The sequence below is a fragment of the Rheinheimera hassiensis genome (assembly GCF_022436675.1).
GTDB classification, from domain to species: Bacteria; Pseudomonadota; Gammaproteobacteria; order Enterobacterales; family Alteromonadaceae; genus Alishewanella; species Alishewanella hassiensis.
Genome location: NZ_JAKUJZ010000008.1, coordinates 84,767 through 104,971, shown reverse-complemented (window position 1 = coordinate 104,971; position 20,205 = coordinate 84,767). Strand labels below are relative to the sequence as shown.

General features: G+C 48.7%; 23 protein-coding genes. 12 read left to right on the top strand and 11 right to left on the bottom strand.

Features of this window, described 5'->3' with window-relative positions:
• Window positions 1-155: 155 nt before the first annotated feature.
• Genes MJX74_RS17645 through MJX74_RS17635 form a run of 3 tightly spaced genes read right to left on the bottom strand, consistent with a single transcriptional unit; the run spans window position 156 to window position 2,204 of the window.
• Window positions 156-1,028, bottom strand: coding sequence for a hypothetical protein (locus tag MJX74_RS17645; RefSeq protein WP_240224338.1), 873 nt, complete (start codon window positions 1,026-1,028; stop codon window positions 156-158).
• Window positions 1,025-1,669 (bottom strand): hypothetical protein, encoded by a 645-nt coding sequence (locus MJX74_RS17640; RefSeq protein ID WP_240224337.1) that lies wholly within the window; start codon window positions 1,667-1,669, stop codon window positions 1,025-1,027. Before MJX74_RS17640 ends, MJX74_RS17645 begins: the two co-directional genes overlap by 4 nt.
• Window positions 1,644-2,204 carry an RNA polymerase sigma factor gene (locus MJX74_RS17635; protein WP_240224336.1) on the bottom strand — a complete coding sequence of 187 codons (561 nt, stop codon included), beginning with the start codon at window positions 2,202-2,204 and terminating at the stop codon, window positions 1,644-1,646. Before MJX74_RS17635 ends, MJX74_RS17640 begins: the two co-directional genes overlap by 26 nt.
• A gap of 136 nt (window positions 2,205-2,340) precedes the next feature.
• Here MJX74_RS17635 and MJX74_RS17630 point away from each other — a divergent pair, with 136 nt between their 5' ends.
• Window positions 2,341-2,931, top strand: coding sequence for a DUF3833 domain-containing protein (locus tag MJX74_RS17630; RefSeq protein WP_240224335.1), 591 nt, complete (start codon window positions 2,341-2,343; stop codon window positions 2,929-2,931).
• A gap of 27 nt (window positions 2,932-2,958) precedes the next feature.
• On the opposite strand, the gene MJX74_RS17625 is transcribed toward MJX74_RS17630, so the two are convergent.
• From MJX74_RS17625 to MJX74_RS17615, 3 genes are read right to left on the bottom strand one after another with little or no spacing between them, the layout of a single operon-like run.
• Entirely contained in the window at window positions 2,959-3,552 is a 594-nt protein-coding gene (locus MJX74_RS17625; RefSeq protein WP_240224334.1) for a DUF4136 domain-containing protein, read from the bottom strand.
• A gap of 16 nt (window positions 3,553-3,568) precedes the next feature.
• On the bottom strand, window positions 3,569-5,095 hold the full coding sequence (locus MJX74_RS17620) for a response regulator (protein ID WP_240224333.1): 1,527 nt from the start codon (window positions 5,093-5,095) through the stop codon (window positions 3,569-3,571).
• Between the two features lie 37 nt (window positions 5,096-5,132).
• A complete protein-coding gene (locus MJX74_RS17615; RefSeq protein ID WP_231732036.1) occupies window positions 5,133-5,522 on the bottom strand; it encodes a DUF2721 domain-containing protein in 390 nt (129 codons plus the stop codon).
• Window positions 5,523-5,733: 211 nt separating this feature from the next.
• On the opposite strand from MJX74_RS17615, the gene MJX74_RS17610 reads away from it, so the two are divergent.
• From MJX74_RS17610 to MJX74_RS17600, 3 genes are read left to right on the top strand one after another with little or no spacing between them, the layout of a single operon-like run.
• Entirely contained in the window at window positions 5,734-7,017 is a 1,284-nt protein-coding gene (locus MJX74_RS17610) for a coiled-coil domain-containing protein (RefSeq protein ID WP_240224332.1), read from the top strand.
• A gap of 2 nt (window positions 7,018-7,019) precedes the next feature.
• On the top strand, window positions 7,020-7,373 hold the full coding sequence (locus tag MJX74_RS17605) for a putative signal transducing protein (RefSeq protein WP_240224331.1): 354 nt from the start codon (window positions 7,020-7,022) through the stop codon (window positions 7,371-7,373).
• On the top strand, window positions 7,354-7,968 hold the full coding sequence (locus tag MJX74_RS17600) for a YjaG family protein (RefSeq protein ID WP_068233055.1): 615 nt from the start codon (window positions 7,354-7,356) through the stop codon (window positions 7,966-7,968). Before MJX74_RS17605 ends, MJX74_RS17600 begins: the two co-directional genes overlap by 20 nt.
• A gap of 15 nt (window positions 7,969-7,983) precedes the next feature.
• Here the strand turns inward: MJX74_RS17600 and rsmD are convergent, their stop codons facing one another.
• Window positions 7,984-8,607: a 16S rRNA (guanine(966)-N(2))-methyltransferase RsmD gene (gene rsmD, locus MJX74_RS17595; RefSeq protein WP_240224330.1), complete on the bottom strand. Its 624-nt coding sequence runs from the start codon at window positions 8,605-8,607 to the stop codon at window positions 7,984-7,986.
• An 82-nt stretch (window positions 8,608-8,689) separates the two neighbouring features.
• Between rsmD and ftsY the strand changes: the two genes are divergently transcribed.
• The 4 genes from ftsY to rpoH all read left to right on the top strand — a co-directional run bounded on the left by ftsY (window position 8,690) and on the right by rpoH (window position 12,459).
• Window positions 8,690-9,814 carry a signal recognition particle-docking protein FtsY gene (ftsY, locus tag MJX74_RS17590; protein ID WP_240224329.1) on the top strand — a complete coding sequence of 375 codons (1,125 nt, stop codon included), beginning with the start codon at window positions 8,690-8,692 and terminating at the stop codon, window positions 9,812-9,814.
• A 2-nt stretch (window positions 9,815-9,816) separates the two neighbouring features.
• The gene (gene ftsE / locus MJX74_RS17585) at window positions 9,817-10,503 is read left to right on the top strand and encodes a cell division ATP-binding protein FtsE (RefSeq protein WP_068233045.1); all 687 of its coding nucleotides are present in this window, start codon (window positions 9,817-9,819) and stop codon (window positions 10,501-10,503) included.
• Complete coding sequence (ftsX, locus tag MJX74_RS17580; protein ID WP_240224328.1) at window positions 10,500-11,483, top strand: permease-like cell division protein FtsX; 984 nt, start codon at window positions 10,500-10,502, stop codon at window positions 11,481-11,483. Before ftsE ends, ftsX begins: the two co-directional genes overlap by 4 nt.
• A gap of 124 nt (window positions 11,484-11,607) precedes the next feature.
• Complete coding sequence (rpoH, locus tag MJX74_RS17575; RefSeq protein ID WP_068233039.1) at window positions 11,608-12,459, top strand: RNA polymerase sigma factor RpoH; 852 nt, start codon at window positions 11,608-11,610, stop codon at window positions 12,457-12,459.
• Window positions 12,460-12,513: 54 nt separating this feature from the next.
• Here the strand turns inward: rpoH and MJX74_RS17570 are convergent, their stop codons facing one another.
• Genes MJX74_RS17570 through gpmM form a run of 3 tightly spaced genes read right to left on the bottom strand, consistent with a single transcriptional unit; the run spans window position 12,514 to window position 15,999 of the window.
• Window positions 12,514-13,311, bottom strand: coding sequence for a divergent polysaccharide deacetylase family protein (locus MJX74_RS17570; RefSeq protein ID WP_240224327.1), 798 nt, complete (start codon window positions 13,309-13,311; stop codon window positions 12,514-12,516).
• 3 nt (window positions 13,312-13,314) lie between these two features.
• Window positions 13,315-14,394, bottom strand: coding sequence for a murein hydrolase activator EnvC family protein (locus MJX74_RS17565; RefSeq protein WP_240224326.1), 1,080 nt, complete (start codon window positions 14,392-14,394; stop codon window positions 13,315-13,317).
• Between the two features lie 60 nt (window positions 14,395-14,454).
• Window positions 14,455-15,999 carry a 2,3-bisphosphoglycerate-independent phosphoglycerate mutase gene (gpmM, locus tag MJX74_RS17560; protein WP_240224325.1) on the bottom strand — a complete coding sequence of 515 codons (1,545 nt, stop codon included), beginning with the start codon at window positions 15,997-15,999 and terminating at the stop codon, window positions 14,455-14,457.
• 158 nt (window positions 16,000-16,157) lie between these two features.
• On the opposite strand from gpmM, the gene MJX74_RS17555 reads away from it, so the two are divergent.
• The 4 genes from MJX74_RS17555 to gpsA are packed head-to-tail and all read left to right on the top strand — an operon-like array spanning window position 16,158 to window position 18,370.
• Window positions 16,158-16,592: a rhodanese-like domain-containing protein gene (locus MJX74_RS17555; protein WP_240224324.1), complete on the top strand. Its 435-nt coding sequence runs from the start codon at window positions 16,158-16,160 to the stop codon at window positions 16,590-16,592.
• Window positions 16,593-16,595: 3 nt separating this feature from the next.
• Window positions 16,596-16,853 carry a glutaredoxin 3 gene (grxC, locus tag MJX74_RS17550; RefSeq protein ID WP_240224323.1) on the top strand — a complete coding sequence of 86 codons (258 nt, stop codon included), beginning with the start codon at window positions 16,596-16,598 and terminating at the stop codon, window positions 16,851-16,853.
• A 20-nt stretch (window positions 16,854-16,873) separates the two neighbouring features.
• The gene (secB, locus tag MJX74_RS17545; protein ID WP_240224322.1) at window positions 16,874-17,359 is read left to right on the top strand and encodes a protein-export chaperone SecB; all 486 of its coding nucleotides are present in this window, start codon (window positions 16,874-16,876) and stop codon (window positions 17,357-17,359) included.
• Between the two features lie 3 nt (window positions 17,360-17,362).
• Window positions 17,363-18,370 carry an NAD(P)H-dependent glycerol-3-phosphate dehydrogenase gene (gene gpsA / locus MJX74_RS17540; protein ID WP_240224321.1) on the top strand — a complete coding sequence of 336 codons (1,008 nt, stop codon included), beginning with the start codon at window positions 17,363-17,365 and terminating at the stop codon, window positions 18,368-18,370.
• Window positions 18,371-18,411: 41 nt separating this feature from the next.
• Here the strand turns inward: gpsA and MJX74_RS17535 are convergent, their stop codons facing one another.
• Window positions 18,412-20,187, bottom strand: coding sequence for a putative bifunctional diguanylate cyclase/phosphodiesterase (locus tag MJX74_RS17535; RefSeq protein ID WP_240224320.1), 1,776 nt, complete (start codon window positions 20,185-20,187; stop codon window positions 18,412-18,414).
• Between the last annotated feature and the right edge of the window lie 18 nt (window positions 20,188-20,205).

The following is a 20,205-nucleotide window of genomic DNA, read 5'->3' as shown; positions in this document are numbered from 1 at the left end:
ATGTTTAAGCTGCTCACCTAAGTGAGAATCGACTTGCCCTAAGCCAACCGTTGAAGGCATGGATGCCTGAGTCGAGCCCCCAGGGAGGGGTTCACGGCGCGTTGGCGTGGGCAAGCCGGTTCGTTAGCTGACCGGTTGTAGATTGTTGTGTAAAGCTAAAACCGGTAGCTATTGGTTTTAGCCAGTAAATCTTTTGCTTTAATTTTGCCGGTCATACACTGGTTAATATCGGCTTTTTTTACCACCCAGTAATAGCGGCCTTCACTACCACGGTTGTTTACCTGCAAGGTAACGTATTCGTTGTCCGGTATATCGCGCAGGCTGGCGCCGTAGTCACACAATACCTGGCTGAATTTCTCGCCCACGACCTTAACCATAGCTGCGGTTTGTTGTTGTTGTTCAGCCAGTTGTTTGGCGCGTTGTTCCTCCAGCTGTTTACGGCTTAGCTCTGCTTCTTTGGCCACTTCGGCCAGCTTTTCCTGCAGCAGCTTGGTTTTTTGCTGCAGCATTTGCAGTTCCTGCTGCTGCTCTTTATCAAGCTTGGTTAGATTTTTATTAAATTCTATATCGCGCTTGTCGCGCTCAGTATCACGCAACTCACGCTCTATCGCGCGCTGCTTTTCCGCTATGCGATAGGTTTGGCGGTGCTGATCCTGCATCTGCTCGGCCATCTCTTGTGCAGCCTCAGTGATTTTTTCAATATCGCTGGTATCAAACTCAAATTCACCGCCCGGTAATGGCGGCACTGGTGCAGCCGGCGCCGACGGTATACTCATATTTCTGAACTGAAAAATATGCCGGCCGCCACTGCTGGCCTGAAATAATAAGCCCTGGCCAGTTAAGTAACTGTACTGCATAGATGATAAGTTGCTGTTTTCGTTATCTTTAAACGCAGTTTGAAGGATGGTTTGCAGAATGTCGGCATTTTTTTTCAGTGCCGGGCTAACTTCTGCGGCCTGCAATGGCATTAACGCTAAAACTGCGCCAACGGTTGCGGCATAAATTGGGGTACGGCGTAATGCATTCATGGTTTTACCACTCCGGTATTGGTTGGGCTATAGTAATTGCTGGCAGGACGATAACCGGCCTGCATCGGCTGATAGTTTTCCTGCCAGTATTGCCAGTCAGCCTGGCGTTGCTGGTTAAGGTATTCCACCAGTTGCAGCATATCGCTGCGCTGGTCGCGCTTCAGTTCATCCTGCAAGTAATCTTTCAGCAATACCAACTGTGAGCTGGTGCTTTGCTGCTGCGTATCCAGTTGCTGCACCAGCCATTGCTGCTGTTCTTTTTGGTAAGTCAGCAGTGCATGGCTGACGGCGTTGTTAATTTCATTCTGGCTGTTTTGCCAGCTAAGCGTCAGGCTGCCATCCTGTAGCTGAAATTTAGCCGGCGACAGGCTAATTAACATGGCCGCACAAGACAGTGCCAGGCTAAGCTGCGGCCACCAACTACGCTGTGGTTTGGGCCTTTGCCACTGTTTGGCAAATATTGCGCTACTGTCAAAATCCGGTACCGCTTCAAAGTGTGGCGCTTTAGCATCGGTTTGTATTGCCTGAGCATTTTGCATACGGCCGTACCAAACAGCATCATGCTGTAACGCGGTGGCACATTGCTGATCGGTAATTTTACCGTCGAGCCAGTCTTCAAAAATTTGCTGATTGTTCGACATGATCGTCCTCCAACTGCAGGCGCAATTTATCCAGCGCGGCATAAAAACGTGATTTAACGGTGTTGCTTGAAATCGCCAGCTGACTGGCAATTTCGTCAAAAGTAAACTGCTGATAAAACTTTAGCTCCAGCACAAGCCTTTGTTCCGCCGGCAAACTGCGCAACTGCTGCTGCACTTGCTTTTGTTGCCGGTCGCTGGCCAGTTGCTCTGGCAAGCCGGGGCTATCGGCTGGCATTTCAGCCAGTTCATCATCGTTGTCGCTGTATTTTCGCCGGCGCAGCATGTCCATGGCACGATAGTTGGCAATGCCAAACAACCAGCTTTTAAAGCTGCTATCGCCACGGTATTGGCCTAGATTACGGCACAGCACCATCAATACATCCTGTAGCAGGTCATTGGCGTCTTCACGCGAGCCAAGCAAGCGTAAACCAAAGTAAAACAGCGCACTTTGATGTCGGTTTACCAGTTGCTGCCAGGCACTTTGATCACCATTTAACGCTTTGGCAATTAAGCTCTCGTCACTGCGTTTAAACACGATATTGTTATTCTCTGCTGGTTTTGTTTATTAAGTCGGGCTGACTGCAAATTTAGTTGGCTGTTAGCAAAATTTTTTTATTTTCTGAGCTGACAGTTGCTGCGCTGCGTAGTTTGTCAGATTAGTGGAGGGATTTATGCACAAATTATCGTTAGCGGCAGTGGTTGCCAGCACCCTAGCAGTGGCTGGTTGTAGCCAGTCGGTGTCTGAGTATAGTAATGAGACGCCGGTATTAAAGCTGGATCAGTTTTTTCAGGGTGAAAGCCTGGCGTGGGGAGTGTTGCACAACTGGCAAGGTAAACAGAGTGTACGTTTTAGCGCAGAGTTATGCGGCAGCTGGCAGGGCAATACCGGTAACTTGTATGAGCTGTTTCATTTTAGCGATGGCCGTACAGAGCAGCGCCACTGGCAACTGCAACAAAACGCTGATGGCAGTATTAGCGGTACTGCCGGTGATGTAATCGGCAACGCCACCGGGCAACTGGCCGGGAATACTTTGTACTGGGAATATACACTGCGTATTCCGTATGATGGCGACACGCTTGATGTAAAGGTTAAAGACTGGCTCTATCTGGTAGACGAACAGAATCTGATAAATCGTAGTACTCTGCATAAATTTGGTTTAACGGTAGGTGAGCTGACCTTGGCCATTCAACAGCAAAATAAAAACGCCGACTGTGCGGCGTTACAACAAAAAATTAAGCAGCTTATACCTGACGCTGTTTGAGCTGCTTATTCTAACATCAGGCCGCAGTTAAGACTGCGGCGTAACCTGGCGGGTAGGGTATTGCTGGAAAATCAGGCCTACAACTTCTGAAATTGCCTGCTTAGGCTTTTCCAGATCCGATTTTTTCAGTGTGCCCTCAGAAATACCTTCCCAAATCAGCTGTTTTTTCTCTGCGTCAATCACATCAATATTTACTGTGCCGTATTTATAGCGAATGGTATCTACATCATTGGTGTAAAGCGGGAAGCCGGCATAGAAACCACGGCGGTAATTGTAGTAGCCGTAGTTAAAGGTTGCTGATGGCATAGAGCGCACATCGGTGCGGGTTTCCACATTAGAGTTAAAATTTACTAGCAAGTCAGCATTGGCTTCACTGTACTGATAACCTAAAGCCGTCATTTGTGCGCTGATAGCATCTTTAAAGTGCTGAGTTACCAAAGTGGCATAACCTGCTTTATCGGTTGCCGGCTCGGGCATAAAAGCAAAGGTTTTATAGTCCGCGAAGTTGGTGTTCGCCGCCGCGTCAGAGCGTACTTTTGGCCCGGTAGCACAACCGGTGATAACCAGCGCTGCCAGTGCGGCACAGGTAATAACCATCTGTTTAATATTTTTGCGTAGCATACACTTCTTCCTATGCTTAATCTGGGTACGCATCGCGTATTGCGAGGAAAGCATCCAGATTGTTTAACAAGATATCCGCTAATACCGGGTCAAAGTGTTGACCACGTTCATGGCGGATAAGTTCGATAATTTCCGGCAATGGCCAGGCTTTTTTATAACACCGGTCGCTGCCTAAAGCGTCAAAAACATCTGCCAGAGCGGTTATACGCCCGGCAATATGAATATTGTGGCCACTCAGTCCTTGCGGGTAACCTTTACCATTCCACTTCTCATGATGCTGATAAGCGATAGTGGCACCCATCTGCAGTATCTCGTTAGTGGAATGTTGTAAAATCTGGTAACCGAGTTCGGCGTGTTGCTGCATAATAGCCCATTCACTGGCATCATGTTTAGCGGGTTTATTTAAAATATAATCCGGTATCGCGATTTTACCGACATCGTGCAGTGGCGAGGCCAGTTTAATTTTCTCCGCCTCATATTCAGGCAGGCCACATTTAACCGCCAGCAGATAACTGTAATTAGCCACCCGTTTTACATGGCTGCCGGTTTCTTTCGAACGTTTTTCTACCGCTTCACCCAAAATATATGACAGCTCGCGCTGGCTTTCCCGCATCAGCTCGCGCAGTTGGATATTTTCATAAGCTATGGCGATGCTGTGCGAGAAATAACTGAGTAGATGATGATCACTCTGCTCTAACTTACTGCCTTTGCTAACAAAGAGGAAGTTTTCGTTGCCTTTGTGCGTGGTGAAGTAACCAATAAAGCAATCTTCGGCATAGTAAGACTCTTTATTTTGCTGCACCTGTCGAATTTTGCTGGCAACGTCGTCAGGTAGCTTATTGCCGCTGGCAGGGTTGCTGCTGGCAATAATATCTAACCTGGGTACTGGCTGCCCGGCGTTATGAATTGCAGCGCAACAGTATATTTGCTCCCGCTCAAGACCGAGTAAATAAGCAACCTGCCCCAGAATTAATGAGGCAAACTCTTTTAAACTGCTGCACTGTAAAAAACTGGTAGTGCAACCAATTATTTTTTCCAGCCCGGTTTTGTGGTGATCAATAATGCATAAATCCCGGTATGAACGTAGCGCGGCGTACAACATGGTTTTTAGTTTTATCGCGGTTACTTCAGTTTTGTTTTTGTAATCGTTAATGTCGTAATCGCGGATAACGTGCTCTTCGGGCGCCTCTCCCGGCTGGCCGGTACGTAAAATCAGCCGCATACTGCGGTTTTGTAACTGCTGGCGAATAGTTTTAACTAATTCAAGGCCGGCATGCTGTGTTTCCATAACAACGTCAATGATGGCCAGAGCAATGTCCGGCTGCTGCGACACGATGCTTAAAGCTTCGCGTGCGCTGTAGGCATGCAGTAACTGCAAAGGCCGCTGTTCAAATTCAAAATTGTTCAGTACCAAAGTGGTGATTTGGTGAATGCTTTCATCATCATCAACTATCAGCACCCGCCACGGCGGACTGGTGTTGATGTCTGGCTCTTTATCCGGGCCTGGGCTTTCATCCTGAAACAGAAACTCTTCATTACTCATGCTGCCATCCGGTGCTGGTTGTCATCATCGGTGTCCATTAGCGGTTTTGCAGTGATTCCAGTTCTATATTTATGGCATCACAGGATATTTGGATCTCATATAAAGAATAGAGCAGACTAATTAATAAGCTAATCAGGCTGACAACAAACAACAGCTGGCCTGCCGTTTGCCACAACATAAACAGGCAGAACATAGCCGCGGTGCACAGTACAAAGCTAAGTACACCAAAAGCCTGCATTACTTTTATTAACACTATACGGCGGCGTAAGTTGTCAATCTGGCGCCTGGCCATTTGGCGTACATTGTCGCCTTCGCGCTGGTTCAGCTCCCGGATCAATTGCGCCAGCACCAAAAAGCGGTTGGTATAAGCCAAAAACAGCAAAGAGATGGCGGGAAACAGTAGGGCGGGGGTGGTTAAATCCATCATATGCAGGCTCCTGTTATAAAAATTAAACCGCGAAAATGTTAAAACTATCAATAGCGTTAGCTATCAATGATAAGTCATATTACACTAAAGTCCGGCATAGTATGTTATAGCCTTTTTATGCTGATTTTCTGGCTATGGTGTGCTTAACTGTTGACGTCGTGGCGCTTGCAAAACTCAGGCAATGGCTACCGAAGTAAAGCGAGAGCTGATAATGAATGCAGTGAAGGAAAACAACAATAAAAACGAGCAGCAAATTATTGCCGATTTAACCCAGGCTGCCCAGCAACAGTTGGAAGCCAGTCTGGTTGATTTTTCCAGCCAACTTCTTAATGTTCAGCAGCAACAACTGGAGCAATTTGCCAGCGATGTACTGGCCGATAGCCAGCAACAGTGGCAGCAGCGATTGTTTGAACAAGAACAAGCCTACCAGAAGCTCTTTAAAGACTGGCAACACACCAAACAGCAACTTGATATGGCGGTGCCGGTTGCCAGTGCCGATCATCAGGAACTGGCCAAGTTGCGCCAGCAACACGATGACGTTACCGGTGAACTGGAGAAAACCAGCACTCAGTTGTCGGCAATACAGCAAAATTACACTGCACAAATTAAACAGTACGAGCAATTACAACAGCAGGTTGTGCAATTACAGCGCGCCGATAACGGCAATAGTGAGGCTGAGAAAAAGCTGCAGCAGGCCGAATTTCAGCTGAGCCAGCTGCAGCAGCAACTGGCATCAGCAGAGGCTGACACCGAGCAAGCCAAAGCGGCTGCTCATGAGTTAAAGCTGGTAGTGCAGCAGGGTAAGGCCGAGCTGAAAATAGCCAATGAACAACAGCAAAAACATCAGCAGCAACTTGATGCACTGCAAGCTAAGTATGAGTTACAACTGACAGAACTGCAGCAAAACCTGAACACGCAAGCTGCAGCGTTAACGGCAGAGCATCAGCGTATTGCTGCGATGGAAGGCGCGCAGCAGGATAAACTACAAGCTATTGCCAAACTGCAGCAAGAAGTGCAGGACCGTAAAAGAACCCATGAATTACAGCAGCAAAAAATTCAGCAACTGCAACAGCAGCTTTTGGCTCAGGCTGAGCAACAGCAGCAATGGCAGCAGCAACTAAACGAGTCAGAACAGCAGCGGACAGATTTGCAGCAGCAACTGACCAGCGCTACTGACGAAAGCAGCAGCTTAGGCTCTGAACTGACCCGTTTGCAGGCCGATTACGTTAACCTGACAGAGCAATATCAGCTTAGCCAAGGCAGACAGCAAAAAATAGAAGCCCAGCTTGAGCACGCACAAAACCGCCAGTATGCGGCAGAACAAAAACAGCAGCAGGAAGCTGACAGTAGCCGGGAATTAATCCGCACACTTCGCACCGAGTTACAACATCAGCAAGAAACGCATCAGCTGCAGGTGCAGGCAATGGAAGAGCGCATGATGGAGTTCAAACTGAAATTTGAATACGCGCAAAAGCAACTTAAAGTGACGGGCTGACAGTGGAGTTGTTGCACCCCAATGACGTGCAGCAATGGCTGCGGTTATATCAGGCGGCCAACAGTTTTGAGGCGGGCCTGGTGCAAGGCTTATTGCAGCACGGTGCGGTGTTAGTCAGAGTGAGCGGTGAATATCTTGCCGGCGCAGCGGGTGAGCTGCCATTAAATGACGTTGGCATCCAGCTTTGGGTGCCACAGCAGCAATTTCCCTCTGCACAGCGTATAATCAACCAGTATTTACAACAATTACAGCATGAACCAGCACAGTGGCAATGTAGCTGTGGTGAACTTAACTATCAGAGTTTTGATATTTGCTGGTCATGTCTTCAGGACAAAGATGAAACAAAAAGCCAATAATTTTCAGGCGATGCGTGAGCTGAACTTTTACCAGCAAGCCGCTGTCGCTGCCACCTTGCTTGAACGTATGTTACCGAACTACCAGCTGTTTGCTGAAGTAACCCAAACCGGTGATGCCGAACTGCCACGCCATATTTTGACGCTGGTATGGGAGTGGTTAACGGTAAAGAAAGCCAAAATTAATTTTGAAAAGTTATCTGAAGAGCTGGACGCAATAACGCCGGAATTAAGTGACTTTGATATTTTTGGCGTCTATCCGGCAGTAGATTGCGCCACGGCTTTGGATATGATGCTAAGCGGTATTGCCCAGCAAGATGCCGGTGAATTTATCAATGTCGCTAAAATTTCTCAGGCAACCGTAGCGCGGTTAATTGAGCATGACAGTATTGATGATGATATTACGACCGAAGCAGAGCTGAAAAAAATCGTTCGCGAACACCCGCTGATGCAATACGAAATGGACTGTCTGGCGGAGCTAATTGAGCTTGTGACGCCAGTTAAGCAATTTGGCCGTGAAGAGCGGCAAATGCTGCAAAACTGGGTAAAAGAGCAAGGCCTGACTAACCTGGGTATGGATCTGAGCAATACAGATTAACCCTCAGGCGCGGTATTAACCGCGCTGATATAGCCGGTAAGCCAGCTGGCCGGCTATTTTCTCTTTTAGTAAGCGCCAGTTTGCCGGTATTTCTGTTGTGGTAAGTTCTTTTTCCGTTTCCAGATATACCAGTGCATTATCGGCTAACCATTGCTGCTGCTCCAGCGCCTGACAGCAGGGCAGTGCTAAACCTTTGCGAAAAGGCGGATCGATAAATACCACATTGTATTGCTGTGTTGCCATGGTGGATAACAGGCTTAAGCAATCCTGACTTACCACCTGGGCGTTGTCGCAGCTTAGCTTTTGCAGGTTTTGTTTCAGATGCCGCGCCAGGCCTGCATCGCGTTCCACTAAGGTGGCATGAGCGGCATAACGTGATAATGCCTCTATCGCCAGGCTGCCGCTACCGGCAAAACAATCCAGCACCGTTGCCCCGCTAATGTCGTGCATCAGCCAGTTAAACAGCGTTTCTTTTACTCTGTCAGTGGTTGGCCGCAGGCCTTCTGCATTTAGCACGGCCAGTTTGCGGCCGCGCCATTTACCACTTATTACCCGTACTTCTCCAGGTGCACCCGCTGCCGCAGCAACGCGTTTTGCACCGGTAGAAGGGCGTTTTGTTGTGCTTTTTGCTTGTTTCATCTAATCCGTTTTGCCTTTAACACAAAGGTGTTAGTATAACGGCCAAGTTTACCTTAGTTTTTATCTGCATACACTTGGGCTTATGAGCAAAAAAAATAAACTGTTTTCCTGGCTTGGCTTTGGCAAAGACGATAGCCAGACTGAAACTGCTGTGCCAGACACCACTGTAACTGATGCTGAACCAGCGGATATTGCACCTGTTGAGGCTATTGAGACTACAACTGAAACTGCCGATGAACCGGTAGCCGCTGCCGAACCCGTTGCTGTTACTGAACCGGCAAAAAAAACCGGTTTTTTCTCCCGTTTAAAGCAGGGCTTAGCTAAAACCAGCCTGAATTTGGGCTCTGGTCTGGCGGGTTTATTCAGCGGCCGGAAAATAGATGACGAGCTGTATGAAGAGCTGGAAACTCAGTTGCTGCTGGCCGATGTGGGTGTTGATACCACGCAGAAGCTGATCCGGCAGCTGGAGCAGCATGCCGATCGTAAATCTCTTAAAGACTCTTCGCTATTGTTTGAAAAATTGCAGCAGGATATGGCAGCGCTGCTAAAAGATGTTGAACAGCCATTGTTACCGGTAAATGCGGGTGGGCCTTTTGTTATTTTGATGGTAGGTGTTAACGGTGTGGGTAAAACCACTACTATCGGTAAAATGGCTCAGCAATTTAAGCAGCAGGGCAAGTCGGTGATGCTGGCGGCAGGCGATACCTTTCGCGCTGCGGCGGTAGAGCAACTGCAGGTATGGGGCGAGCGCAACCAAATCCCGGTTATTGCTCAGCACACCGGTGCAGACAGTGCCTCAGTTATTTTTGATGCCTATCAGGCAGCCAATGCGCGTAAAGTTGATGTGTTAATTGCTGACACGGCCGGGCGTTTGCAAAACAAAGCTCACCTGATGGAAGAGCTGAAAAAAATTGTTCGTGTGCTGCAAAAAATTGACCCGACAGCACCACATGAAGTGATGCTGACACTCGATGCCGGCACGGGCCAGAATGCGCTTAGCCAGGCCAAAGTGTTTAATGAAGCGGTGCAGTTAACCGGGATCAGCTTAACCAAGCTTGATGGGACCGCCAAGGGCGGCGTAATTTTTGCCATTGCTGATCAATTTAAAATGCCACTGCGTTATATCGGCGTTGGTGAAGGTATAGATGATTTACGCGTGTTTAACAGCCAGGATTTTATTCGCGCGCTATTTAACCGGGACGCTTAACTATGCTGGAGTTTGATCAGGTCAGTAAAAGCTATCCGGGTGGTTTTGTTGCGCTGGATCGTGTCAGTTTTAAACTGGAAAAAGGTGAGATGGCATTTCTTACCGGCCACTCTGGTGCCGGTAAAAGTACGCTGTTAAAGCTGATCAGCCTGATTGAACGCCCCAGTGTTGGCCGGGTGTTGATTAATGAAGTGGATTTAAGCCGTATTCGCCGGCCACATATTCCTTATGTACGCCGCGATATAGGTATTATCTTTCAAAACCACCGTCTGCTGATGAATCACACCGTATTTGACAACGTCGCACTGCCGCTGGTGATAGAAGGCTTTAGCGGTAAAGATATGGTAAAGCGTGTGCACGCTGCGCTGGATAAAGTGGGCCTGCTGGATAAAGTACGTTGCCTGCCGCAAACCTTATCTGGTGGTGAACAACAGCGGGTAGGTATTGCCCGTGCTGTGGTTAATAAACCGCCTTTGCTGCTGGCTGATGAACCTACCGGTAACCTTGACCCGGATTTATCCAAAGACATTATGCGGGTGTTTGAAGCCTTTAATCAGGTAGGGGTATCGGTGCTGGTTGCCACGCACGACCTTGGCCTGGTTGCGCGGATGAAATACCGTACCCTGACGTTAAAACAAGGCAAAATGATTAACGACGGCCTGCTGCAATATCAGGAAGACCCGCTATGAGTATTCTGTTTTCCGGCCGCGCCAGTAGCGGTGCTTCGGCACATAAAATTAGTCTTGGCCGCCGCTTTGTGATGTTTTGGGTTAACCATGTCCGCCAGGCACTATTTAGCCTGGGCGAGTTATGGCGTACGCCTTCTGCTTCTATTCTGACTATTGGAGTGCTGGGTGTTAGCCTGACACTGCCCGCAACCTTGCATCTGTTGGTAAAAAATGTGCAGCAGGTGAGTGACAGCTTTACTCAGGCTGCCGAGATCAGTTTATTTATTAAAGACGGCACTGACGACAGGCAAATTAACAGTTTGCTGAAAATTCTGCAGGCCGACAATGACATTGCCCGCGTTACCCATATTAGCAAGCAGCAGGCGCTGGACGAATTTGCCGACGTCTCCGGTTTTGGCTCAGCACTAACTTACCTGACGGACAACCCGTTACCGGATGTGCTGCTGGTTTTGCCGAAAAATACCAGTGCCGGCAGTGCCCGTCAGTTACTCGAACGCTTGTCAAAGGAACGTATTGTCGAGTTTGGAAAGCTGGATATCGACTGGCTTACCCGGCTTGACGCTATTGTCAGCCTGTTGCGCCAGGCCGTGCTGGTTATCGCAGTTTTGCTGCTTGGTGCTGTATTGCTGATTATTGGCAATACCATCCGGCTATCCATTATGAGTAAGAAAGACGAAATTGAAGTTATGAAGCTGGTTGGGGCAACCGATGCGTTTATTCAGCGGCCGTTCTTATACAGTGGTGTATGGTTTGGTGTATTCGGCGGCCTGCTGGCGTTTTTGATTGTAGAAGCTATGCTGTGGTGGCTGCAGGGCGCTATTGGCAGCGTCACCTCTTTATACGATAGCGAGTTTCGCCTGATGGCGTTTAGCGTAACGGAGTTTTTCAGCTTAATGTTACTGGCGGTATTGCTGGGGCTTACTGGCTCTTACCTTTCAGTACGCCGGCATATCAGTGCCATTGAACCCACCGGCCCTTAATAGCGTTTAATTATTACACCGCAGTTTTTAGAATAAGCAGATCTAAAAACTGCCGCAACTAAAATTAGCACTCTCTGTCAAAGAGTGCTAATATCGATTCACTTAGTTAGGACAGGACACACAAATGAGCGATACAGCAGAAATGATGTCATTACCGGTAGCAGCCAGCAGCAGCCTGGAAGCTTACACTCATGCTGTCAGTTCCATTGCCATGCTTAGCGCAGAAGAAGAGCGCAATCTGGCTGAACGTTTACACCAGAATGGTGATTTAGAAGCTGCGCGCCAGTTAATTATGTCGCACCTGCGTTTTGTAGTGCATATCGCCCGCAGCTACTCTGGTTATGGTTTACCGGTAAGCGATTTAATTCAGGAAGGTAATATCGGCCTGATGAAGGCAGTAAAACGTTTCGACCCGAATGTGGGTGTGCGTTTAGTTTCTTTCGCCGTGCACTGGATAAAAGCTGAAATTCATGAGTATGTGCTGAAAAACTGGCGCATCGTAAAAATTGCTACCACTAAAGCCCAGCGCAAACTGTTCTTTAATTTGCGTAAAGCCAAGAAGCATTTAGGCTGGTTTAACCAGGAAGAAGTGAAAAACGTAGCTGAGTCGCTGGGTGTAGCCGAGCATGAAGTGCGCGAGATGGAGTCGCGCATGAGCAACTATGATATGCCATTTGACGCGCCGGATGATGACGACGAAGCAGCCTATACTGCACCGGCGTATTATTTGCAGGATAAAGCCTCTGATCTGGCTCTGCGGGTAGAAGAAGATCAGTGGGATAACGCTGCGGTAGACCGTTTACAGGCCGCAATGCGCACCCTTGATGATCGTAGTCAGGATATTATCCGTGCCCGCTGGCTTGACCACAATAAGCTGACGCTGCAGGAACTGGCCGACAGATACAGTGTGTCTGCGGAGCGTGTACGCCAGTTAGAAAAGAATGCAATGAAAAAGCTGCAGGCAGCCATGAGCTAAGCCTGAGCTGAATAAAAAAAACCGCCAGTTGGCGGTTTTTTTATTCCTGCAAGTTTACTGTGCCGCTGAAATAGCCGGAGCAGTAAAACCAGCAGCAACGACATTGTGGCTAACTGGCAGCAATGCCGAAATACTAACCAGCTCTATGCCTTGCTGGCGCAACGCCGGCAGGTTTTTACGTAAAAAACGGTACGTTTCCGGGTAAGGATGGCCAATAGCAATGGCGCTGTGGCGCTTGCGGGCAATGGCAAGCAACTGCTCAAACTGTACCGTGATAGCGGCTTCTGTCTGTATGTTATCGAGAAACACATGCCGGCTTAAATTTGTTACACCATAATGGCTGGCATATTTAGCTGCTGTGCTGTCAGGCGTGGTAAGGCTGTCGACAAAAAACAGCTGGCGGCGGCTTAAATACTCCATCATCCAGGCCATTGGTTGTTCCTGCGCGGTGTAAAAGCTACCCATATGATTATTAACGCCAATAGCGTAAGGGATATCCGCTAACGCTTGTTGCAAGGTGTGCTGAATTTGCTGCTTCGACATGTCACTGGTCAGGGCTCCCGGGCCAAGTGCCTTGCCGTTGCTGGCTTCCATTGGCATATGCAACATCACATCTTTTTGTTGCGCAAAAGCCTGCCTGGCAGCTTGGGCGCCATAAGGTGTGTGTGGCAACACGGCATACGTTAACAAGAACGGTAAATCAATAAGTTTTAAATCAGATTTTTGATAACCAATATCGTCAATGATAATGGCGATTTTTGCATTAGGCTCTACAGCATACAGCTTTATGCTAAGCAGGCTAAGCAGCAGGTAAGTTAACAAACGCACGTTATTGTTATTCCTATTTTTCAACCGCTAATTCCTGCTGAGCCATTGTAGCGGGTTAACCGCCTCACCTTTATTGCGGATCTCAAAATACAGCCCGGCAGAGGACTGGCCACCGCTGGTGCCTGCCAGGGCAATGGTTTCACCTGCACTGATACGGGTGCCTGGTTTTTTCAGTAAGTTTTGATTATGGCCATACAGGCTCATAAAACCAGCGCCATGGTCCAGCACGATGACCCAGCCATAACCTTTAAGCCAGTCAGCATAAATGACCTGACCATCAGCAACGGCTTTAACGGCTTGACCTTCTGTACTTTGGATCAGAATACCACGCGATGATATACCGCCCTGACGGCTTTCGCCAAAGCGTTGCAACAAACTGCCTTGCAGTGGCCAGGTCAGCTTGCCTTTATTTTTTGTTAACCCTGCCAGTTCACGGGCTTGCTGTGCCAGCCGGCGCAGCTCTTCCAGTTTGCTTTGCAGGCTGGCTTCGTTCTGGCGCAGGTAATCCAACTGCCGGCCTTGTTGCTTTAACATGGCCTGTAACCGGCCAACGGCTTGTTGTTGCTCGGTTTTAGCGCCAAGCAGTTGCTGTTGCTGCTGCTGCAGTACTGTCAGAGTTTGTGCCAGTTGTTGCTGTTTTTCGCTCAGCTCAGACAGAACCTGTTGTAGTTGGCTAATGGTGTTGTTAAGTTCGGCCAGTTGTTGCATACGGGCCCGGTTAAAGTACTGGTAGTAACTGAGCACACGCTCCAGCTTGCCTGAGTCCTGCTGGTTTAGCAGCATGCGGCTGTAGTCGTGTTGCCCCAGGCTATAAGCACTTTTTAACTGTGATGCCAGCAGCTTTTGCTGCTGTTGCAGACTTTGCTCCAGCTCTGTTTTTTGCTTAAGCAACTGTTGCTCGCGCGCAATAAGTTGCTGGCGTTGTTGCTCGGTTTCGCGTACTTCGGTTGACGCTTCTGCTAGTGCTTTATCCGACTGTTGCAGCTTTTTTTCAGCTTGCTCCAGCTGCTTTTGCTGCTGTTTAACTTCTTTTTCTGTTTGCTGTATTTGCTGTTTAACTTCTGCCAGCTCTTGCTCCTGCTGTTGGGCAACTACAGTGGCGGGCAAGCAAAAGCACAGCAGCCAACAAGACTGCTGTATGAAGCGTTTTACACAGAGTAGAAGCATCTATTTTAGCTGCATCAGTACTTTACCTGTCATCTCGGCAGGCACTGGCATCGACATTAAATGCAACATTGTAGGAGCGATATCACTCAGAATACCGCCCTCAACGACTGTTGCCTGGCGTCCAACATAAATTAGCGGTACCGGCCCGCTGGTGTGAGCGGTATGAGCCTGACCAGATTCAGTGTCCAGCATTTGTTCTGCATTGCCGTGGTCTGCAGTGATCAGACATTCACCACCCACTTCCTGCAACGCGGCAACAACACGGCCGATACAGGCGTCGACAGCTTCAACGGCTTTAATCGCTGCAGACATAATGCCAGTGTGGCCAACCATATCGCCATTGGGGTAGTTACAGATAATAACGTCAAATTCGCTGCTATGAATCGCGGCTACCAGTTTATCTGTCAGCTCAGCTGAGCTCATTTCTGGTTGCAGGTCGTAAGTGGCTACTTTGGGTGAGTCAATCAGAATACGTTGCTCGCCGCTGAACAGCTCTTCACGGCCACCACTGAAGAAAAAGGTAACATGGGCGTATTTTTCAGTTTCTGAGATGCGTAACTGGGTTTTATTATGTTTTGCCAGCCACTCACCCAGTACATTATTCAGGCTTTCTGGTGGATAGGCACAAGGCGCTTTAATGTCGGCGGCATATTCTGTCAGCATAACAAAACTACTCAGAGCCGGGCGGTATTCGCGCTTAAAGCCATCAAAATCATCATTGATAAAAGCGCGGCTAAACTGGCGTGCCCGATCAGCGCGGAAGTTCATAAAAATCAGTGCGTCGCCGTCCTGCATTTTTACCGGTTTACCATCTTTACCTACTATAGCGGTGGCTTTGACAAATTCGTCATTTTCATCACGCTGGTAAGCTTGCTGTAACGCGGTGACAGCATCTGCCGCCTGAAAAGCGGCTTTGCCCTGAGTGAGCAGATCATAGGCTTTTTGCACCCGGTCCCAGCGTTTGTCGCGGTCCATGGCAAAGTAGCGGCCAATTACAGAGGCGATCTGGCCACTGCCGCTGCTGGCAAAATGTGCCTGGATTTTTTCCAGCGAGGCCAGAGCACTGCGTGGCGGGGTGTCGCGGCCATCAAGAAAGGCATGCAAATAAACCGGGCCTGCACCTTGTTGTTCAGCCAGTTTAATCATGGCCAACAGATGGTCTTCATGGCTGTGTACGCCGCCTGGTGACAGCAACCCCATAATATGTACTGCTTTTTGTTGCTTGGCGGCAGTGTTTACTGCCGTTGTCAGTACCGGGTTGGTGAAAAAGTCACCATCGCTGATGGCTTTAGTAATACGGGTAAAATCCTGATATACCACGCGGCCAGAGCCCAGATTAACGTGGCCGACCTCTGAGTTACCCATCTGGCCGTCAGGCAGGCCGACATCCAGTCCTGAGCCTGAAATCAGCGTATGCGGGTAATCGCGCCATAACTGGTCCATTACCGGAGTGTTGGCCTGGGCAATCGCATTGTTGCTGGTTTCTTCACGGTGACCCCAGCCATCGAGAATTAATAATACCAAAGGTTTTTTGCGACTGGTCATGTGTGCTCCGTTGTTTAGCTAAGACATGCGGATAAAGGGAATGGCTATCTTACCGAATTTTGCGCAATTCTCCAGCCCTGTATCGGCAGTGCGCTGGCTCAGGGCTGGCAAACTGAGTATACTCTGCGCTGGTTTATTTTCCGATAAGCAGAATGAGTATGCAGCAGTATATAGAGTTTGTTACTAATCATCCGATCTTAAGTGCAGTTTGGGTGGTGTTATTTATTATGTTAATCACCAGCCTGATCAAGTCGCGTTTTTCTGCGATAAAGCAGATATCACCCACAGAGCTGACATTGCAGGTAAATCGCAACAATGCGGTGGTGCTGGATATCCGCACTGAAGCCGATTTTGCCAAAGGCCATATTACCGGCGCTAAGCACTTACCACTGGCCGATATTGAAAAACAACAGCTGGCCGGGCTTGAAAAGCAAAAAGACGTGCCCATTATTGTGGTATGTCAGGCTGGAATGACCGCATCAAAAGCAGCTTCCAGTTTAGTTAAGCAGGGCTTTACTACTGTATCTATATTACAGGGCGGTATGGGAAGCTGGACAGGTGCCAGTTTGCCGGTCGTCAAATCGAAGAGGTAATTGATGTCGCAAGTCACTATTTACACTAAGGCCTATTGTCCTTATTGTGTTCGCGCTAAGTCGGTGCTGGACAATAAAGGTGTGGCCTATCAGGAAATTCGTATTGATGAGCAACCCGAGCTGCGCCCCCAGATGATCGAACGCGCTGCCGGGCGCACAACAGTGCCACAGATTTTTATCGGCGAGCAGCATATTGGTGGATGTGATGACATGCTGGCGCTTGATGCGGCAGGCAAGCTCGATCCTTTATTACAGTCATAAATAAAAAAATAGGAATTATCATGGCCGAACAACAAGTAAACGGCGTTGCCACTGAGCAGGGTTTACAATTTTCTATCCAGCGTATTTTCGTAAAAGACATTTCGTTTGAAGCACCTAACGCACCTGCTATTTTCCGTAAAGAATGGAAACCAGAAGTGCAACTGGATCTGGATACCCGTAGCGAAAAGCTGGAAGACAACGTGTATCAGGTGGTGTTATCTCTGACAGTAACCACCAAAGTAGAAGGCGAAGTGGCGTTTTTGTGTGAAGTTCAGCAAGCGGGTATTTTCTCTATCGGCCAGCTGGAAGACTCACAAATGGCGCATATGTTAGCGTCGTTCTGCCCAAATACGTTATTCCCTTATGCCCGTGAAGCCGTATCTAATCTGGTGAACCGTGGTACTTTCCCGCAGCTGAACCTGGCTCCGGTGAATTTCGATGCGCTGTTTGCGCAATATTTGCAAAAACGCCAGGCGGATATGCAAGGCGTGAAGGCAGACGCTTAAATAATGCAGCCTTCAGCAATTGCTGTGATCGGAGCAGGGTCTTATGGCACTGCTTTGGCTATTTGTCTGGCGCGTAACGGTAACACCATTAGTTTGTGGGGCCGTAATGTGCCGGAAATGGCCCAAATGGCTGAGCACAGAGTTAACCAGAAATACCTGCCTGACATCCGCCTGCCCGATACATTGCAAGTAAGCTCAAACTTAGCTGATGTTGTTGCCAGCAGCCGCGACATTCTGATTGTGGTACCAAGCCATGCCTTTGCTGACACATTACAGCTGATTAAACCGCATTTGCAGGTTAATGGCCGTGTGGCCTGGGCCACCAAAGGCCTGGAGCCCGACACTGGCCGGCTGTTGCAGGATGTGGCACGGGATATTCTGGGCGAACAGGTATCGCTGGCGGTATTCTCGGGCCCAACTTTTGCCAAAGAAATGGCCATGGGCTTGCCCACGGCTATCTCGTTGTCATCAACCGATCCTGAGTTTATCCGCGAGTTATCAGACTTACTGCACTGTGCAAAAAGCTTCAGAGTGTATACTAACCCCGATTTTATCGGTGTTCAGTTAGGTGGCGCAGTAAAGAATGTGATTGCCATTGGTGCCGGTATGGCCGATGGTATTGGCTTTGGTGCTAACGCCCGCACGGCATTAATTACCCGTGGTATTACCGAGATGTGCCGCTTAGGCTGTGCGCTTGGCGCCAAAAAAGACACCTTTATGGGTATGGCCGGGTTGGGCGATTTAGTGCTTACCTGTACCGACAACCAGTCACGCAACCGGCGCTTTGGTTTACTGCTGGGGCAGGGCAAAGGCGTTGAGGAGGCTGTACAGGCCATCGGCCAGGTGGTTGAAGGGTACCGCAACGCCAAAGAGGTGTTTAATCTGGCGCAGCGTGTCGGTGTGGAAATGCCGATTACTGAGCAGATCTATCAGGTGTTGTATCAGGGCAAAGATGCCAAACTGGCCGCACTGGATTTACTGGGCCGGGAAAAACGCGACGAAGTTACTTAGAGTGAGTGACGCAGTTAACTACTTAAGTTAACCACGTTTTACTAGCTAACTTCTTTACGTAGTAGCCGGTTTTCTCTTGCCAGCAAAGCGGGCACTTCGCTTGCTGGCAGTGCTTTACTGAATAAGTGGCCCTGTAAAATATCACAACCCATCACATGCAACAGGTACGCCTGCATTTCATTTTCAATACCGGTTGCTATCACATCTATTTGTAAATAAGACGCCAGTCGGATCAGGCTGGCCGTTATATTACGCTGTTGCTCATTGTGTTCCATATCCCGGATATAGCTCTGCGCTATTTTCAGACTGTGCAGTGGGTACTCGCGCAACACAGACAATGACGACACGCCCTGGCCAAAATTATCCAGCGTTAAATGAAAGCCCAGTGTAATAAGCTGCTGTAACGTGGTGTTTATGGTGCTGTCGGGTTGTAGGAAAATATCTTCATGCAGCTCCAGTTCAAACAGCTCTGCTGTTAACTGCGACTCTTCCAGTTGTTGCTGTAGCGTGCTGACAAAATCTTGCTGGCGAAAGCTCAGGGTTGAGATATTCAAGGAGATACGGCCACGGCTGATACCGGTTTGTTGCCAGTGCTTCAGTTGCTGGCAGCACTTACGGAAAACCAGTTTATCCAAGGCAACCACCTGACCGGTATCATCCGCGATATTAAGAAAATACTGGGGCGCCAGTATGCCGCGTTTCGGATTGTGCCAGCGCAGCAAAGCCTCATAACCGACAACACGGTTGCTGCCAATGCTGAGCCGCGGTTGATAATAAACATCGAATTCGTCATTATCCTGTGCTTTTAGTAACTCTGCTTCCAGCGTGAGATATTCCGGCGCTTTAAGCTGATACCGGCTATTGGCAAACTGCATATTACTGCGCCCCAGCCTGGCGGCGTTGCAGACGGCTGTTGAAGCACTACTTAGCAGCATTGCCGGGGTTGCACCGTCCAAAGGATAAATGCTGATGCCAATATAGCTTTGTAAAGCTGATTGCTTAAATTCTTGTGCAGCCTGATCGGCAGCCAGCAACATTTTTTGTGCCAGCCGGTTCAGGTTCACTTCAATTTGGGTAGAGCATAGGTGTGCGGGGACCAGTATGGCCAGTGTATCGGTATTGTATCTGGCAACTACTGCACCTTTGCTGCTGTATTGTTTTAACTGTGCGCTGAGGCTGCGAATCACATCAGGCACTTTGCCTTGGGGGGCAGCGACCATATAACTTAATACCTGATTGTACTTGATCAGGAAGATAGCAAATTGGGGTTGTCTGGATGTGGTGCTGTGTATCGCGGTCTGAATAAATTGATTAAGCAGTAATGGCGTAAAAAGGCCGGTGTCAGTATCGTAAATATAATCAGCGTCTTGTTCGGTTTGCTTTCGCTTACAGCTGCTGATATCACGCCCGGTTAGCAAGTAACTACCACTATTCTGATGGTGGGTCATTGTTAATGCTATCGGCATGCGTCTTTCATTCTGTGTAAGCTGCAGCCAGGCCTCACCTTGCCAATGTGGTTGCCTGGCAATCTCGTTAAGCAGCAAAACATCGCCTTCTTCGTCTTTAAAAACCGCTAGTGGATATTGCTGGACTGGAATAACGGATGAAAAAGCCGGGTTCAGGTAAGTGGGCTCTAAATTGCTGTCCAGAACCGCAATGAATTCAGCCGACTGATCAAGCAAGTTTTTCAGTATCTGCTGTTCAGAATCAGCGGCTTTATTGTTGTGCATCAGTTTGCGGTTGTACAGGCTAAGTACAATAATCAACAGCAGTAATACGGTTAGTGCCAGTAGCATAGCGTGAGTATCTCCACTCAAAGCAACAGCTGCTGGCAG

Bases quoted from the DNA above. Each gene is read 5' to 3' on its own strand.
- MJX74_RS17555 (WP_240224324.1), top strand. From the start codon at position 16,158: ATGCAGCAGTATATAGAGTTTGTTACTAATCATCCGATCTTAAGTGCA.
- ftsE (WP_068233045.1), top strand. From the start codon at position 9,817: ATGCTGGAGTTTGATCAGGTCAGTAAAAGCTATCCGGGTGGTTTTGTT.
- secB (WP_240224322.1), top strand. From the start codon at position 16,874: ATGGCCGAACAACAAGTAAACGGCGTTGCCACTGAGCAGGGTTTACAA.
- rsmD (WP_240224330.1), bottom strand. From the start codon at position 8,607: ATGAAACAAGCAAAAAGCACAACAAAACGCCCTTCTACCGGTGCAAAA.
- MJX74_RS17625 (WP_240224334.1), bottom strand. From the start codon at position 3,552: ATGCTACGCAAAAATATTAAACAGATGGTTATTACCTGTGCCGCACTG.
- MJX74_RS17600 (WP_068233055.1), top strand. From the start codon at position 7,354: ATGAAACAAAAAGCCAATAATTTTCAGGCGATGCGTGAGCTGAACTTT.
- MJX74_RS17610 (WP_240224332.1), top strand. From the start codon at position 5,734: ATGAATGCAGTGAAGGAAAACAACAATAAAAACGAGCAGCAAATTATT.
- MJX74_RS17645 (WP_240224338.1), bottom strand. From the start codon at position 1,028: ATGAATGCATTACGCCGTACCCCAATTTATGCCGCAACCGTTGGCGCA.
- MJX74_RS17640 (WP_240224337.1), bottom strand. From the start codon at position 1,669: ATGTCGAACAATCAGCAAATTTTTGAAGACTGGCTCGACGGTAAAATT.
- gpmM (WP_240224325.1), bottom strand. From the start codon at position 15,999: ATGACCAGTCGCAAAAAACCTTTGGTATTATTAATTCTCGATGGCTGG.
- MJX74_RS17615 (WP_231732036.1), bottom strand. From the start codon at position 5,522: ATGATGGATTTAACCACCCCCGCCCTACTGTTTCCCGCCATCTCTTTG.
- MJX74_RS17620 (WP_240224333.1), bottom strand. From the start codon at position 5,095: ATGAGTAATGAAGAGTTTCTGTTTCAGGATGAAAGCCCAGGCCCGGAT.
- MJX74_RS17630 (WP_240224335.1), top strand. From the start codon at position 2,341: ATGCACAAATTATCGTTAGCGGCAGTGGTTGCCAGCACCCTAGCAGTG.
- gpsA (WP_240224321.1), top strand. From the start codon at position 17,363: ATGCAGCCTTCAGCAATTGCTGTGATCGGAGCAGGGTCTTATGGCACT.
- ftsY (WP_240224329.1), top strand. From the start codon at position 8,690: ATGAGCAAAAAAAATAAACTGTTTTCCTGGCTTGGCTTTGGCAAAGAC.
- grxC (WP_240224323.1), top strand. From the start codon at position 16,596: ATGTCGCAAGTCACTATTTACACTAAGGCCTATTGTCCTTATTGTGTT.
- ftsX (WP_240224328.1), top strand. From the start codon at position 10,500: ATGAGTATTCTGTTTTCCGGCCGCGCCAGTAGCGGTGCTTCGGCACAT.
- rpoH (WP_068233039.1), top strand. From the start codon at position 11,608: ATGAGCGATACAGCAGAAATGATGTCATTACCGGTAGCAGCCAGCAGC.